The sequence below is a fragment of the Brevibacterium sp. LAARM3_SD1 genome, from assembly GCF_057364765.1.
Genome location: NZ_JBNFOL010000004.1, coordinates 156,052 through 170,075, shown reverse-complemented (window position 1 = coordinate 170,075; position 14,024 = coordinate 156,052). Strand labels below are relative to the sequence as shown.

The window sequence follows — 14,024 nt, the reverse complement described above, 5'->3', positions numbered from 1 at the left end:
GAATCGAAAGGGACATTTAGGATATGACTTCGCTTCCGTACCATGGGCTGCGCCTGTTGGCCGTCCATGCCCACCCCGATGACGAATCCTCGAAGGGTGCGGCAACGAGCGCGAAGTACGCTTCCCTGGGTGCCCGGGTGCTCATCGCCACCATGACCGGTGGTGAGGCCGGAGATATCCTCAACCCGGCCCTGCTGCAGAGCCCCAAGGCCAGCCGTGACATCGCCGGCCTCCGTCGTGAGGAGATGGCCACTGCTGCCGCGGCTCTCGGTGCCGAACACGTCTGGGTCGGCCACGTCGATTCGGGTCTGCCCGACGGCGATTTCGACAACCAGACTCCTCCCGGATGCTTCTATCGTGTCCCCGACGAGGTGGCTATGCTTCCTCTCGTGCACATCATCCGCACCTTCCGCCCGCAGGTGGTGACCACCTATGACGAGCTCGGCGGATATCCTCACCCCGACCACATCAAGAACCACGCGGTGACCATGGCCGCCGTCGAGGCCGCCGCTGATGCGACCTCCCACCCCCGAGCTCGGGGAACCGTGGCAGGTGCAGAAGATCTACTTCAACCAGGACCTGTCGGCAAAGAAGTGGATCACCATCCACGAGAAGATGCTCGAGGCGGGACTCGAGTCCCCGTTCGCCGACCATCTCGAGGACTTCAAGAAGCGAGACAACCAGCGCCACAACTGGCTGAGCACCCGGATCGCCTGCAGCGAGTTCTTCCCCGCCCGCGATCGTGCGCTGCTCTCCCACGCCACGCAGATCGACCCGGAAGGCGGGTTCTTCTCCGCGTCTCGCAAGGCAGCTCGCACATACTGGCCGACCGAGGAGTTCGAACTGGCACTCGACCTCACCGGCCGTGAGCCGCTGAACCGGGAACTCGACTTCCAGGAGACCGACCTGTTCGCTGCCGTGACCTTCGATGACGGTCGTCGTGTTCCCGATGAGGGGATGCTTCCGAACTCACCCCCGGCAGACGACCTCGATATTGATTCCGCCGTCCCGACCGAAAGCGACACCCGCGCATGATCTTCGCGTCCTCCCCAGCCCCGACTCCGGACGGAGGCACACCGGACCCGGATCTGGTGACACCCGGAACCATCGGCTTCCTGGCGACCCTCGCAATCGTCATCCTGACGATCTTCCTCATCCGCGATGCCCTGCGCCGTGTCCGTCGGGTCAGGGCCCGCTCGGGCACCGACGACGCCTATCCGATCCCGCTGCGCAGGCATGTGGTGCCCAATCAGTCGAAGCTCTCTGGTCCGGAAGCACCCGAACCGGAGTCCGCTGACAGCGGATCCGACGATGCGAGCGGTGGAACCGAAGCACATCGCCGAGGCGGCTCGACCGAGGACTCGACGGATTCCTCCGAGTCCACCGATGACCGGAGTCAGTAGGCCGCGACGGCGGCGACGATGAGCGCGGCGAGATGGCAGCCGTAGCCGAGGATCGTGAGGATATGGAAGATCTCGTGGAAGCCGAGCCACTTCGGTGACGGGTTCGGTCGTTTGATCCCATAGATCACGGCGCCGACGATGTAGCACACGCCGCCGAGGACGACGAGGAGGCCGACGGTGAAGTTCATTCCCCAGATCTGGGGGATGTATCCGACTCCGGCGACCCCGAAGCCGATGTAGATGGGGACGAAGAGCCACCTCGGCGCGGTGGTGAAGATCGTGCGGAAGGCGACGCCGAGTGCGGCGGCGCCCCACAGCACGGACAGGAGGAGGATCGCCTGGTCGGTGCGGAGCATCAGTACGGCCAGCGGTGTGTAGGTGCCGGCGGTGATGAGGAAGATGTTCGCGTGGTCGAGCCGTCGCAGGATCAGGCGGACGCGAGTGCGCCAGCGACCACGGTGGTAGACGGCGGAGGTGCCGAAGAGCAGCATTCCGGTGATGGCGAAGATCGCAGCGGCGATGCGCGATTCGATCGTCGGGGAGATGATCACCAGCGCAAGGCCGCCGAGCATCGCCAGGGGGAATGCGCCGGCGTGGAACCATCCGCGCAGCTTCGGCTTGACCTGACCTGCCAGCTTCGTCAGCTCGGCCCGCAGAGCCGAGCGTCGACGAGCGATGCGATGGTCATCGGCGGGCGGAGCATCGTCCGCACCTGCGGAACCGACCGGCCCGGAGCCGTCGGGAACGACTGGAGAGGAATCGATGAGCGAAGCATTCATGACTCCATGGTAGCGAGCCGGCCTGAGGCCTCATTCAGCATCGTCGGCTAGTAGTCTGTACAGTGTTCGAACCGACCGATGATCCATATGGAAGAGGACAGCTGTGGCGCGACCCGTGAACCTGCTCTACCGGCTGTACGAGCGACGCCTCAAACGAGAGCTCGACAAGTCGGTTCCGGTTCCGCGGCACGTCGGCGTCATCACCGACGGCAACCGCCGGTGGGCGAAGGAATTCGGTGCGACGACCGCCGACGGCCACCGGGCCGGGGCAGCCAAGATCGTCGAATTCCTCGGATGGTGCCACGAGATCGACGTGGAGATCGTCACCCTCTACGTCCTGTCCAAGGAGAACCTCGCTCGCTCGGCCGAAGAGGTCTCGATCCTCATCGAGATCATTTCGGATCTGGTGGAGAAGATCGCGGCGCTCGACGGCGTCGGCGTCCAGCTCGTCGGTGATCTCGATATCGTTCCACCGGACCTGCGGGCCCGTCTGGAGGCAGTGTCGACGACCGAGGACTGCGGAATGCGCGTCAACGTTGCCGTCGGCTACGGAGGGCGGCAGGAGATCGTCAACGCTGTGAAGTCCCTGCTGCGGACTCGGGCCGACGACGGCACGGATCTGGAGACGATCATCTCGGAGCTGTCGCCGGAGCAGATCGGCGAACACCTCTACACCAAGGGCCAGCCCGATCCCGACCTCATCATCCGCTCATCGGGAGAACAGCGACTCTCCGGCTTCCTCATGTGGCAGAGCGCCTATTCGGAGTTCTACTTCTGCGAAGCCTACTGGCCGGATTTCCGTCGCACGGACTTCCTCCGCGCCGTGCGCGACTACGGTCTGCGGCAGCGGCGCTTCGGCAAATAGGCCCTGCCTGCGGCGGGCACGGCTCTCCTGCTGTCCGGATTCCCGCATGCACTGGATTCCCGCATTCACTCGAAGTTCATGACCTCGACTTGCCCGAGCACGCGTGCCGCTACCGCAGGCGGGGGTGAACCGGGTTAGGTTGGCTGTAGTTGGTCGACACCAACCCGAGATCGGGGGATGTCAGAACCGGATCTCGGCGGAACTCACGCCTCAGAGGTCCTCATGGCTGAAAATGTCCACACCTACGTTCTCGACACTTCGGTGCTGCTGTCGGATCCCGGAGCGCTTCTGCGCTTCGCCGAACACCATGTCGTCATTCCGCTCATCGTCGTCTCCGAGCTCGAGGGCAAACGCAATCATCCCGAACTCGGCTTCACGGCTCGCAAAGCCCTCCACATCCTCGACGATTTCCGCTCGGACTACGACCGCTTGGATCAGCCCATCCCGGTCGGTGATGCGGGCGGTACGCTGCGGGTCGAGCTCAATCACATCGACGCCTCCACGATGCCGATCGGCTTCGACCGGACGGAGAACGACACCCGAATCCTGGCCGTGGCCCGCAACCTCTCGGCCGAAGGCTGTGATGTGGTGGTCGTGACCAAAGACGTGCCGATGCGGGTGAAGGCATCTGCCTTGGGTCTGCACGCTGAGGAGTATCTGGCGGAGTTGGCCGTCGATTCCGGGTTCACCGGGATGGGCGAACTCGGGCTCGACGACGAGCAGATGAGTGAGTTCTACGATTCGGGGTCGGTCGTCACCGAGGATGTCTCCGACGAGGTGGTCAACACCGGGGTCGTCATCACCTCGCCACGCGGATCCGGGCTGGGCCGGGTGCGCAGCGGCAATCGAGTGTCGATGGTGCGCGGGGACCGCGACATCTTCGGAGTCCACGGCCGATCGGCAGAACAGCGGATCGCCATCGACATGCTGCTCGACGATGCTCTGGGAATCGTGTCGATGGGAGGGCGAGCCGGAACGGGGAAGTCCGCGCTGGCCCTCATGGCCGGACTGCAGAAGGTGCTCGAGGAGAACAAGCACTCGAAGATCATGGTCTTCCGTCCTCTCTACGCCGTCGGTGGGCAGAACCTCGGTTACCTGCCCGGCAGCGAGGGCGAGAAGATGAACCCCTGGGCGGAGGCCGTATTCGACACGCTGAGCGCCCTGGTGAGCAAGAACGTCATCGACGAGGTGGTCAACAGAGAGATCCTCGAGGTGCTCCCGCTGACCCACATTCGAGGACGCTCCCTCCACGATGCGTTCGTCATCGTCGACGAGGCACAGTCTCTGGAGCGCAATGTTCTGCTCACGGTGCTCTCACGGATCGGAATGAACTCGAAGGTGGTGCTCACCCATGACGTCGCCCAGCGGGACAACCTGCGAGTGGGCAGACACGACGGAGTCGCCGCGGTGATCGAGAAGCTCAAGGGCCACGAACTCTTCGCACACGTCACCCTGACGCGGTCGGAGAGGTCGGAGATCGCGGCTCTGGTCACCGACGTGCTCGAGGAATTCGACCCGTTCCGTTCCTGACTTCCTGAGTGGATCGACAGCACGAAACGGCGCCCGGACGAAATCGTCCGGGCGCCGTGTTCTGATCAGTCAGATCGGCGGCTTACTTGTAGTTGCCGATCATCGTGGTGACATCGAGGGCCTTGTCGAGGTCGGCCTCGGTGATGGAGCCGTTCTCGACGAAGCCGAGAGCGATCGTCGCTTCCTTGACCGTCATCTTGTTGTTCACGGCGTGCTTGGCGATCTTCGCCGCGGCTTCGTAGCCGATGACCTTGTTCAGCGGAGTGACGATGGAGGGGCTCGCCTCGGCGAGGAAGCGGGCACGCTCCTCATTGGCGGTGAGCCCGTCGATCATCTTCTCGGCCATGACGGTCGAGGCGTTCGCGAGCAGGCGGATCGACTCGAGCAGGTTCGAAGCCATGACCGGGATTCCGACGTTGAGCTCGAAGGCGCCGTTGGTCGACGAGAGCGAGACTGCGGCGTCGTTGCCGATGACCTGAGCGGCGACCTGAATGGTGGCCTCGCAGATGACCGGGTTGACCTTGCCCGGCATGATCGACGAACCGGGCTGGAGATCGGGGATGGCGATCTCGCCGAGACCGGTGTTCGGTCCCGAACCCATCCAGCGCAGGTCGTTGCAGATCTTCATGTAGCCGTAGGCGATCGTCCGCAGCTGACCGGAGGCTTCGATGAGTCCGTCGCGGTTGGCCTGCGCTTCGAAGTGGTTGCGGGCTTCGGTGATCGGCAGTCCGGTCTCCTCGGCGAGGATCTCGACCACACGGGAGGAGAAGCCGTCGGGGGTGTTGATGCCGGTGCCCACAGCGGTTCCGCCCTGCGGGACCTCTGCCACGCGGGGCAGGGACGCCTCGATGCGCTCGATTCCGTAACGGACCTGTGCGGCGTAGCCGCCGAACTCCTGTCCCAGCGTCACCGGGGTGGCATCCATGAGGTGGGTGCGGCCGGACTTGACGATGGAGGAGAACTCCTCCGCCTTCTTCTCCAGGGAGGTCGCCAGGGTGTCCAAGGCCGGGATGAGGGTGTTGACCAGGGCCTTGGTCACGGCCAGGTGGACCGAGGTGGGGAAGACGTCGTTCGACGACTGCGAGGCGTTGACGTGGTCGTTCGGGTGAACGTTGATTCCGTCGGCTTCGAGAGCCTTGGTCGCCAGCGAGGCCAGGACCTCGTTGGTGTTCATGTTCGACGAGGTTCCCGAACCGGTCTGGAACACGTCGATGGGGAAGTGGGCGTCGAACTCGCCGGAGATGACCTGATCGGCGGCGTTCTGGATGGCTGTGGCGCGTGCCTCGTCGAGCACGCCGAGTTCGGCATTGGCCTTCGCGGCGGCCTTCTTCACCTGTGCCAGTGCGGCGATGTGCGCGGATTCGAGGGTCTTGCCCGAGATTGGGAAGTTCTCGACGGCACGCTGGGTCTGTGCGCTGTAGAGGGCGTCCTTGGGGACTTTGACCTCACCCATGGTGTCGTGTTCGATGCGAAATTCTTCGGTCATTGTTGTCCTTTCCGTTGGGTGCCTGGGAAATGATTGGCGAGCTCAGGCTCATTGATCCGAGCGGCTGACCATCGAGGCGGCCGGTCGCTCAGGAAGCATAGGTGGAGATCGCGGCCTCGTCGCCTCCGTACTGGGCGACGACCGTGGTGTGCCCGTCATGGAGCTGGTAGGTGAGTCCGACGATGATGAGTCGGCCATCGTCGACAGCGGTCCTGATGATCGTGGACAGCTGCATGATCTTGTCGACCGTGTCCATGGTGTTCTGGCCGACGGTCTCGTTGACCGTGGTGCGCCCGTTCTTCCGGGCCCGTGCCACGGTCGGCAGGATGCGGGCGACTACGTCGGAGATGAATCCGGGAGGAGTCTCACCCGAGTCGTAGGCGTTGTAGGCAGCGGTCACGGCTCCGCAGCTGTCGTGTCCGAGCACGACGAGCAGGGGAGTGCCGAGCATCTCGACCCCGTATTCGAGCGATCCCAAGGTGACCGGGTCGACGACCTGTCCGGCATTGCGGACGACGAACATATCGCCGAGTCCGACGTCGAAGATCATCTCAGCGGCGACTCGGGAGTCCGAGCAGCCGAAGAGAGTGACGAACGGGGTCTGGCTGTCCGACAGCGACTCGCGTCGTGCGGTGTCCTGGTTGGGGTGTCGAGGGACATCGTCGACGAAACGCTGATTTCCCTCGAGGAGTCGGTTCCACGCCTGATTGGGCATTGCTTTCGCACCTGCTTCCGAGTTGTGTGGATCGCGCCCGGGACCGGGTGCGATGGGAGGTCAGACCAGTCCGCGGCGGGCGGCTTCTTCAGCGGCCTCCACGTAGGAATGCGTCTTCGCCGCCTGGTGCTCGGCGAAGACCTGGCGCACGGTCCCCGACTTCGACCGCATGACCAGCGAGTGTGTGGTGACGTGGCCGCCCTGGAACTTCACTCCGTCGAGCAGATCGCCGTTGGTGATGCCGGTGGCGACGAAGTAGCTGTTGTCTCCGGTGACGAGGTCATCGGTGTTGAGCACCTGGTTGACGTCGAGGCCGGCCTTGGCGGCGGCTTCGCGTTCGGTGTCGTCCTGCGGCCACAGACGGCCCTGGATGACTCCGCCGAGCGCCTTGATGGCGCAAGCGGTGATGATGCCTTCCGGGGTGCCGCCGATGCCCATGAGCATGTCGACGCCGGTTCCGGGACGGCAGGCGGCGATGGCTCCGGCGACGTCGCCATCGGTGATGAGCTGGATGCGGGCACCGGCGGCGCGGATCTCATCGATCATCTGCTGGTGGCGGGGACGGTCGAGGATCATCACCGTCACCGAGGCGGGATCCTTCGTTCCCTTCGCCTTGGCGACGCGACGGATGTTCTCGGCGATCGGCAGACGCAGATCGACGGCGTCGGCGGCATCGGGGCCGGTGACGAGCTTCTCCATGTAGAACACGGCTGAAGGGTCATACATCGCACCGTCTTCGGTCACGGCCATGACCGAGATCGCGTTGGGCATGCCCAACGCGGTCAGGCGGGTGCCGTCGATCGGATCGACGGCGACATCGCAGTGCGGTCCGCCGCCGTCGCCGACCTGCTCGCCGTTGAAGAGCATCGGAGCTTCGTCCTTCTCGCCTTCGCCGATGACGACGGTTCCGGCCATGCGGACGGTGGAGATGACGTTGCGCATCGCGGCCACGGCTGCTCCGTCGGCGGCGTTCTTGTCTCCGCGGCCGACCCAGGGTGCGGCGGCGATGGCGGCAGCCTCGGTGACTCGGACGAGTTCCAGGGCCAAGTTGCGGTCGGGTGCGTCCGACTCGACCTGAGCCTTCTGTGACCATGAGTCGGTCACTGCGACAGGTGGAGCCTCCTCATCAACTCGTCCTCGGTCTTGGTGAGATTTCACGTCAACAGGCTCTTTGGAGTCACTCATGGTTCCAATTGTGCCACCCCTGTGATCCGGGTCGCGACAGCGGTGTCCGCTTGTGGCCGCAGTCACGCGATTGAGCTGGAATTGGCCCTTCGCGCGCGAGCCGAGGACAATGGCGGTGTGAATGTCCGAAATGCTGCTGACGAGACGGGTACTCGAACAGTCGTCGACGAGTCGACGCAGAGTCCCAAGGGAGAGTCCATGGCTGACGAGTCCGGAGTGATGTTGCCGGGGTCCCGAGAAGAGATGCGCTCCCTGCGCAAGAACTCGAACTGGGTCAATATGATCATCGCGATCCTCGCCTGTCTGGCCGTCGCCGTCGGGATCCTGTTCCTCGCCCCTCAGCCCGAAGTCGACTCCGAACGTGTCGTCGACTATCAGGGAATCGCCGAACAGTCGCAGGGCAATGCCGACTTCGACCTGATCGTTCCGCAGATCCCGCGTGGGTGGACCTCGAATGAGGCCAGCCTCGATCGTGTGGGCGACTCGGAATACACCTCGTGGTACATGTCGTTCATCGGTCCCGAGGACCAGTGGGTGAGCATCGAACAGGCCGAAGCGAGTGAGAACTGGGCGAAGCGGAAGACCGATGAGGCCGTCGCCGCCGAGAAGGTGACTGTCGGCGGTGCCGACTTCCAGATCTACCGCACCGAAGAGGAGAAGGAATACTGGGTCACGCACAAGGGCGACATGTATGTCGTCATGAGTGCCACCGCTGCACCGGACACCATCAACAGCTTCGCCGATCAGGTGGCCGCCCAACTGAAGTGATGTCAGGCGCCTGACCGGAGGTGAGCCGGCACGGCGCTCTCAGCCCATCGGCTGGGCTTGAGCCTGACCTCTGAGCAGCCGAGACCTATTCGGCGTCGTCCGAAGTCTCCTCACGAGCCTTGTCGAGGCGTTCGCGCGCCCCATTGAGCCATGATTGGCACCGGTCGGCCAGAGCCTCGCCTCGTTCCCACAGCTGCAGCGACTCTTCGAGCGGCAGATTGCCGGTCTCCAGACGTTTGACTGTCATGACGAGTTCTTCGCGTGCCTGCTCGTAGCTGAGGGTGCTGATATCGGGCTGATCCTGTTGGGTGGTCGGTTCGGTCATCGGTGTCTCCTTCGCAGAGTGAGTGGAATGTGGGCGGAGTGTGGAGCTGTCGTCATCCGTCGGTCGTCGAATCGTCCGTTTCCGGTGAGACGTCGGTGATCGCGGCATCGAATCGACCATGGGCGACCCGGACGTGGACGGTGTCGCCGGTCGTGACCTCGTCGGCATTGCGGACGGCCTGTCCCTCGTCGGTCTGAACCACGGCGTATCCGCGCTCCAGCGTCCGCAGGGGAGAGAGGGACTGGGCCTGGGAACGGAGGTGCTGGATCTCGTTCTGGGCCTGGACGACCGATGCGTTCGTCGCCTGCAGGCTGCGACGGCGGATCATCGCCAGTTCGTTCTCGTGAGCGGTGATCATCGTCTGCGGTTCGGCGAGCACCGGGCGCGAACGCACGGCGGTGAGCATCTCCTGTTCGCGGTCGAGAATGCGATTGACAGCGGCCTCGAGCTCGGTTCGGGCGCGCAGCAGATTCATGCCTTCTTCGGCGACATCCGGCACGATCCTCTTTGCCGCATCCGTGGGCGTCGATGCCCGCATGTCTGCGACCTCATCGAGGATCGGCCGGTCGGCTTCGTGTCCGATCGCCGAGACCACCGGTGTCTGGGCTGCAGACACAGCGCGGACGAGCGCTTCGTTGGAGAACGGCAGGAGGTCTTCCATGCTGCCGCCGCCGCGGGCGATGACGATGACATCGATCTGCGGGTCCGCGTCGAGTTCAGCGAGGTTCTTCATCACGCCGGGGACGGCGTCCGGGCCCTGAACCGCACAGTTGCGGACTTCGAATTCGGCGGCAGGCCAGCGCAGGTGCACGTTGCGGATGACGTCTTTCTGCGCATCAGAATCCCGTCCGGTGATCAGACCGATCCGGTTCGGCAGGAACGGCAGGCGCAGCTTCCGACTGGGGTCGAAGAGCCCTTCGGCACCCAACTGCTTCTTCAGTCGTTCGAGGCGGGCGAGGAGTTCGCCGAGTCCGACGGCACGGATGTCGTTGGCTCGCATCGTCAGTCGACCGGTCTTCGTCCAGAAGTCGGCTTTGAGGTTGGCGACGACATGGCTGCCCTCGGTCAGAGGCGCCCCGGTGCGGTCGAGTACGTTCTTCCAGATCTGACCGGCAGGGACATCTCGACGTCGGTGTCACGCAGAGTCAGGTAGCTGGCCTTGCCGCGATGATTGAGCTCGACGACCTGCCCTTCGATCCACACGCTCGACATGCGATCGATATAGGACTTCATCTTCGACGACAGCAGACTCAGCGGCCACGGATTCTCCGCCGTGGTCTCTGCTGCGGTGGCGGCGAGCTCCTTCGGCTCGACGGATTCGCCGAGCGTGCCGGGCGTGCCGGAAATTCTTTGCGCCATCTAAGTCCCCTTCCGAATCCCCAGCCTAACGAACAGCTCTGACACAGCCCATTCCTGGCCGCCGTCGAGGCCTCCGGCTTAGACTGAACGGGTGACTGTCGTTTCAGTACCTGCCCCGACCATTCCGCGCCGGCGTCTGACACCAGGCGAGATCCGTACTCCGGTCAATGCTGACAAGAGAGTGCTGCTGGCCGCGCCGCGCGGCTACTGTGCCGGTGTCGACCGGGCCGTCATCGCCGTCGAACGCGCGCTCGAGCATTATGGTGCACCGATCTACGTCCGCAAGGAGATCGTGCACAATCGCCACGTCGTCGAGACCCTGTCCGAACGAGGAGCCGTCTTCGTCGATGACACCGCTGAGGTCCCGGAAGGCGCTCGAGTCGTGTTCTCCGCCCATGGAGTCTCACCGGCCGTCCATGCCGAGGCGGCTGAACGTTCGCTGTCGACGATCGATGCGACCTGCCCGTTGGTGACCAAAGTCCACAAGGAGGCCATCCGGTTCGCCCGGGACGGCTTCCGCATTCTCCTCGTCGGCCATGCCGGACACGAAGAGGTCGAAGGGACCATGGGAGAGGCCCCGGACCACATCACTCTGGTACAGAGCCCCGAGGAGGCGCGCACCATCGAGGTGCCTGACGCCGAGAAGCTGGTGTGGATCTCCCAGACGACATTGAGCGTGGACGAGACGATGGAGACCGTCGAGATCCTGCGTGAGCGCTTTCCGCATCTGCAGAACCCACCCAGCGATGACATCTGCTACGCGACACAGAACCGGCAGGTTGCAGTGAAGAAGATCGGGCCCGAAGCGGATCTGGTCATCGTCGTCGGGTCGGCGAACTCCTCGAACTCCGTCCGCCTCGTCGAGGTTGCCCTCGAACATGGGGCGAAGGCAGCTCACCGTGTCGATTTTGCTCGTGAGATCGACGAGACCTGGTTCCACGACGTCGTCACCGTCGGAGTCACCTCCGGGGCGAGCGTTCCCGAGAACCTCGTCCAAGACGTGTTGCACTTGCTGGCTGACTACGGTTTCGACACGGTCGAAGAAGTCGTCACCGCCGAAGAGGACCTCATCTTCTCCCTGCCGAAGGAACTGCGCAAACTCGGCTGACGACCCTCAGTCCGTCCCCGTCTGCCGATCACGCAGATGAGTCGGACTGCGATCATCGAAGTCCATGGCTCGCGGCCGACTGAGCTCCTCGGCGCTGACGCCCCGAGCGCGAGTATCGAGTTCGGCCACGGCATCGAGCTCATCGGCGACGATGCCGGTCGACGGGAACTTCCTCGCGGTGACGAGGAACCGGGACTCCAAGGACGAGACGAACCGGTTGTAGTCCTCGACCGACCGATCCAGACTGGCACCCATCCGAGACACATGGGTGACAAGGGTGCCGACGCGTTCGTAGAGTTCCGTGCCCAGCCGCAGCACTTCGGCCGCCGAGGTGGACATATCGGCCTGCCGCCAGTTGAGTGCCACGGTCTTTAGCAGCACCAGCAGAGTCGCCGGTGAGGCGAGGACGACGTTCTTGCCCAGCGCATGGTCGATCATCTTCGGGTAGCTCGCCGCAGCGGCCGAGAGCAGCCCGTCGGTGGGGACGAAGCAGACGACGAAGTCAGGGGAGGAGTCGAACGCCTTCCAATACTCCTTCGACGCCAGAGCATCGACGTGGCGCAGCAGCGCACGGGCATGATCCTGGCCATCTGTACCCGAGTCGGGCGCCTCGGCGGAGTCCCCGTTCATCCGTGCCGACAGCGGGGTCTTCGCATCGATGACGATCGTGCCGTCGCCGGGCAGATGGACGACCATATCGGGGCGGTGGCGCTTACCGTCCCGGTCGGCACTGACCTGCGTGTCGAAGTCGACGTGGGGGAGGAGGCCGGCATATTCGACGATGCGTTTGAGCTGGACCTCGCCCCAGTCTCCGCGGTGCGTCGTCGAGTTCAGTGCGTTGGCCAGGGACCCGGTGGATTCCTGGAGGCGGAGGTTCTGTTGGCTGAGGTGCCCGATCTGGGAGTTCAGTCGGGTGATCTGTTCGATCTGAGTGCGGTCCTGGGTGTGCAGGTTCTCCTGCAGGTTCTTCACACTCGCGGCCAACGGTCCGATGGCCGCAGTGATCTCACCGGCCATCTGCGCATCGGCCTCGAGGTCTTCTGTGCGCTGAGACAGGATACGGGACGTGGTTTCGCGCGGGTGAGTCTTTCGAGGTAACGGGACCGCGTGAGGCTGCGCCCGAGGAGGAAGCCGAGTGCGGCGGCGAGGACGATCGCCACGATGAAGGCGATGATGACTGCGGCGGCGGGGAAAGCATTCATGGTTCCAGGGTGACAGAGGGCACTGACGTAGAGAATGTTAGAGACGGGTTTCCGGTGTGGCCCAGGCACTGACTGCCACGAGAATTCGAGGACCACCTCGGCGACGGCTAGACTTGGATACCGTGGCTTTGACTATTGGAATCGTGGGACTGCCCAATGTCGGCAAGTCGACCATGTTTAACGCACTGACCAAGAACCAAGTTCTCGCGGCGAACTACCCGTTCGCGACGATCGAACCGAACGTGGGCGTGGTCCCTCTGCCGGACGAGCGGCTGACGCGACTGGCGGAGATCTTCTCCTCCGAACGCATCCTCAACGCCACCGTGGACTTTGTCGACATCGCGGGAATCGTGCGCGGTGCCTCCGAGGGCGAGGGCCTGGGCAACCAATTCCTCGCCAATATCCGCGAGGCCGATGCCATCTGCCAGGTGATCCGTGGATTCGTCGACGACGATGTCGTCCACGTCGACGGCAAGATCAGCCCCGCCGATGACATCGACACGATCAACACCGAACTCATCCTCGCCGACCTGCAGACGCTGGAGAAGGCGCGGCCGCGGATCGAGAAGGAAGTCAAGGGAAAGCGTGCACCGGCCGAGCAGCTGACCGCGATCGACGCCGCCACTGAGATCCTCGAAGGCGGGCGGACGCTCTACCAGGCGATGCAGGCCGACAAGTTCGACGTCAGTGCCCTGCGTGAGCTGCAGCTGATGACGGTCAAGCCCTTCCTCTACGTGTTTAACGTCGACGACGAGGTGCTCGCCGATGAGGACAAGAAGAACGAGATGCGCGCCCTCGTGGCTCCCGTCGAGGCGATCTTCCTCGATGCGAAGTTCGAGTCCGAGCTCGCGGAGCTCGATGAAGAAGAGGCGCGGGAGATGCTCGAATCGACCGGTCAGGAGGAGAGCGGGCTCGATCAGCTCGCTCGTGTCGGCTTCGATACCCTCGGTCTGCAGACGTATCTGACTGCCGGTCCCAAGGAATCCCGTGCGTGGACGATTCCGAAGGGCGCCACCGCCCCCGAGGCGGCCGGAGTCATCCATACCGACTTCCAGAAGGGCTTCATCAAGGCCGAGATCGTGTCGTTCGAAGATCTCGATGCGAACGGTACGATGGCTGCCGCGAAGTCCGCTGGCAAGGTCCGGATGGAAGGCAAGGACTACATCATGGTCGACGGAGATGTCGTGGAATTCCGTTTCAATGTGTGATCATTGGCCCGTCGTAAGCATCAGGGGTCGATGACGCTCACAGGATCGACGGGGGAACGCGTGCAGGTGTTCTGAGGAACCGGGCGAGTAG

General features: G+C 63.8%; 14 protein-coding genes and 2 pseudogenes. 8 read left to right on the top strand and 8 right to left on the bottom strand.

Annotation, left to right across the window (positions count from 1 at the left end):
- Positions 1–23: 23 nt before the first annotated feature.
- The 3 genes and pseudogenes from AC2W7L_RS03790 to AC2W7L_RS03780 all read left to right on the top strand — a co-directional run.
- Positions 24–440, top strand: a pseudogene (locus AC2W7L_RS03790) (PIG-L family deacetylase); the annotation flags it as partial.
- A 73-nt stretch (positions 441–513) separates the two neighbouring features.
- Positions 514–1,035 (top strand): hypothetical protein, encoded by a 522-nt coding sequence (locus AC2W7L_RS03785; RefSeq protein ID WP_486003358.1) that lies wholly within the window; start codon positions 514–516, stop codon positions 1,033–1,035.
- The gene (locus tag AC2W7L_RS03780) at positions 1,032–1,403 is read left to right on the top strand and encodes a hypothetical protein (protein ID WP_486003334.1); all 372 of its coding nucleotides are present in this window, start codon (positions 1,032–1,034) and stop codon (positions 1,401–1,403) included. The genes AC2W7L_RS03785 and AC2W7L_RS03780 overlap by 4 nt, the downstream gene beginning before the upstream one ends.
- Here the strand turns inward: AC2W7L_RS03780 and trhA are convergent.
- Positions 1,397–2,182: a PAQR family membrane homeostasis protein TrhA gene (gene trhA, locus AC2W7L_RS03775; protein WP_486003333.1), complete on the bottom strand. Its 786-nt coding sequence runs from the start codon at positions 2,180–2,182 to the stop codon at positions 1,397–1,399. The two genes, AC2W7L_RS03780 and trhA, sit on opposite strands and share 7 nt — an antisense overlap.
- A gap of 103 nt (positions 2,183–2,285) precedes the next feature.
- On the opposite strand from trhA, the gene AC2W7L_RS03770 reads away from it, so the two are divergent.
- On the top strand, positions 2,286–3,047 hold the full coding sequence (locus AC2W7L_RS03770; RefSeq protein ID WP_486003332.1) for an isoprenyl transferase: 762 nt from the start codon (positions 2,286–2,288) through the stop codon (positions 3,045–3,047).
- A 222-nt stretch (positions 3,048–3,269) separates the two neighbouring features.
- Complete coding sequence (gene phoH2, locus AC2W7L_RS03765) at positions 3,270–4,577, top strand: RNA 5'-3' helicase PhoH2 (RefSeq protein WP_486003331.1); 1,308 nt, start codon at positions 3,270–3,272, stop codon at positions 4,575–4,577.
- A gap of 82 nt (positions 4,578–4,659) precedes the next feature.
- Here the strand turns inward: phoH2 and AC2W7L_RS03760 are convergent, their stop codons facing one another.
- From AC2W7L_RS03760 to glpX, 3 genes are all read right to left on the bottom strand, one after another.
- Positions 4,660–6,063, bottom strand: a complete 1,404-nt coding sequence (locus tag AC2W7L_RS03760) for a class II fumarate hydratase (protein ID WP_486003330.1) — start codon at positions 6,061–6,063, stop codon at positions 4,660–4,662.
- Between the two features lie 88 nt (positions 6,064–6,151).
- Complete coding sequence (locus AC2W7L_RS03755; protein WP_486003329.1) at positions 6,152–6,778, bottom strand: carbonic anhydrase; 627 nt, start codon at positions 6,776–6,778, stop codon at positions 6,152–6,154.
- A 60-nt stretch (positions 6,779–6,838) separates the two neighbouring features.
- Positions 6,839–7,963, bottom strand: coding sequence for a class II fructose-bisphosphatase (gene glpX, locus AC2W7L_RS03750; protein ID WP_180956971.1), 1,125 nt, complete (start codon positions 7,961–7,963; stop codon positions 6,839–6,841).
- A 198-nt stretch (positions 7,964–8,161) separates the two neighbouring features.
- Here glpX and AC2W7L_RS03745 point away from each other — a divergent pair, with 198 nt between their 5' ends.
- Complete coding sequence (locus tag AC2W7L_RS03745) at positions 8,162–8,731, top strand: DUF4245 domain-containing protein (RefSeq protein WP_486003328.1); 570 nt, start codon at positions 8,162–8,164, stop codon at positions 8,729–8,731.
- A gap of 85 nt (positions 8,732–8,816) precedes the next feature.
- Here the strand turns inward: AC2W7L_RS03745 and AC2W7L_RS03740 are convergent, their stop codons facing one another.
- Entirely contained in the window at positions 8,817–9,056 is a 240-nt protein-coding gene (locus tag AC2W7L_RS03740; RefSeq protein WP_101555286.1) for an exodeoxyribonuclease VII small subunit, read from the bottom strand.
- A gap of 52 nt (positions 9,057–9,108) precedes the next feature.
- Positions 9,109–10,415 (bottom strand): annotated as a pseudogene (gene xseA / locus AC2W7L_RS03735) (exodeoxyribonuclease VII large subunit).
- 91 nt (positions 10,416–10,506) lie between these two features.
- Here xseA and AC2W7L_RS03730 point away from each other — a divergent pair.
- On the top strand, positions 10,507–11,523 hold the full coding sequence (locus tag AC2W7L_RS03730) for a 4-hydroxy-3-methylbut-2-enyl diphosphate reductase (RefSeq protein WP_486003327.1): 1,017 nt from the start codon (positions 10,507–10,509) through the stop codon (positions 11,521–11,523).
- A gap of 6 nt (positions 11,524–11,529) precedes the next feature.
- On the opposite strand, the gene AC2W7L_RS03725 is transcribed toward AC2W7L_RS03730, so the two are convergent.
- Positions 11,530–12,540, bottom strand: a complete 1,011-nt coding sequence (locus tag AC2W7L_RS03725) for a DNA recombination protein RmuC (protein ID WP_486003326.1) — start codon at positions 12,538–12,540, stop codon at positions 11,530–11,532.
- Positions 12,492–12,725 (bottom strand): hypothetical protein, encoded by a 234-nt coding sequence (locus AC2W7L_RS03720; RefSeq protein WP_486003325.1) that lies wholly within the window; start codon positions 12,723–12,725, stop codon positions 12,492–12,494. The genes AC2W7L_RS03725 and AC2W7L_RS03720 overlap by 49 nt, the downstream gene beginning before the upstream one ends.
- A 122-nt stretch (positions 12,726–12,847) precedes the next feature.
- Here AC2W7L_RS03720 and ychF point away from each other — a divergent pair, with 122 nt between their 5' ends.
- Complete coding sequence (gene ychF / locus AC2W7L_RS03715; RefSeq protein WP_486003324.1) at positions 12,848–13,933, top strand: redox-regulated ATPase YchF; 1,086 nt, start codon at positions 12,848–12,850, stop codon at positions 13,931–13,933.
- The last annotated feature ends 91 nt before the right edge of the window (positions 13,934–14,024 follow it).

What these genes read in the sequence shown, in the direction of transcription:
- AC2W7L_RS03785 (WP_486003358.1), top strand. Translation starts at nt 514, where the DNA reads ATGCGACCTCCCACCCCCGAGCTCGGGGAACCGTGGCAGGTGCAGAAG.
- AC2W7L_RS03780 (WP_486003334.1), top strand. Translation starts at nt 1,032, where the DNA reads ATGATCTTCGCGTCCTCCCCAGCCCCGACTCCGGACGGAGGCACACCG.
- trhA (WP_486003333.1), bottom strand. Translation starts at nt 2,182, where the DNA reads ATGAATGCTTCGCTCATCGATTCCTCTCCAGTCGTTCCCGACGGCTCC.
- phoH2 (WP_486003331.1), top strand. Translation starts at nt 3,270, where the DNA reads ATGGCTGAAAATGTCCACACCTACGTTCTCGACACTTCGGTGCTGCTG.
- AC2W7L_RS03760 (WP_486003330.1), bottom strand. Translation starts at nt 6,063, where the DNA reads ATGACCGAAGAATTTCGCATCGAACACGACACCATGGGTGAGGTCAAA.
- AC2W7L_RS03755 (WP_486003329.1), bottom strand. Translation starts at nt 6,778, where the DNA reads ATGCCCAATCAGGCGTGGAACCGACTCCTCGAGGGAAATCAGCGTTTC.
- glpX (WP_180956971.1), bottom strand. Translation starts at nt 7,963, where the DNA reads ATGAGTGACTCCAAAGAGCCTGTTGACGTGAAATCTCACCAAGACCGA.
- AC2W7L_RS03745 (WP_486003328.1), top strand. Translation starts at nt 8,162, where the DNA reads ATGGCTGACGAGTCCGGAGTGATGTTGCCGGGGTCCCGAGAAGAGATG.
- AC2W7L_RS03740 (WP_101555286.1), bottom strand. Translation starts at nt 9,056, where the DNA reads ATGACCGAACCGACCACCCAACAGGATCAGCCCGATATCAGCACCCTC.
- AC2W7L_RS03725 (WP_486003326.1), bottom strand. Translation starts at nt 12,540, where the DNA reads ATGGCCGGTGAGATCACTGCGGCCATCGGACCGTTGGCCGCGAGTGTG.
- AC2W7L_RS03720 (WP_486003325.1), bottom strand. Translation starts at nt 12,725, where the DNA reads ATGAATGCTTTCCCCGCCGCCGCAGTCATCATCGCCTTCATCGTGGCG.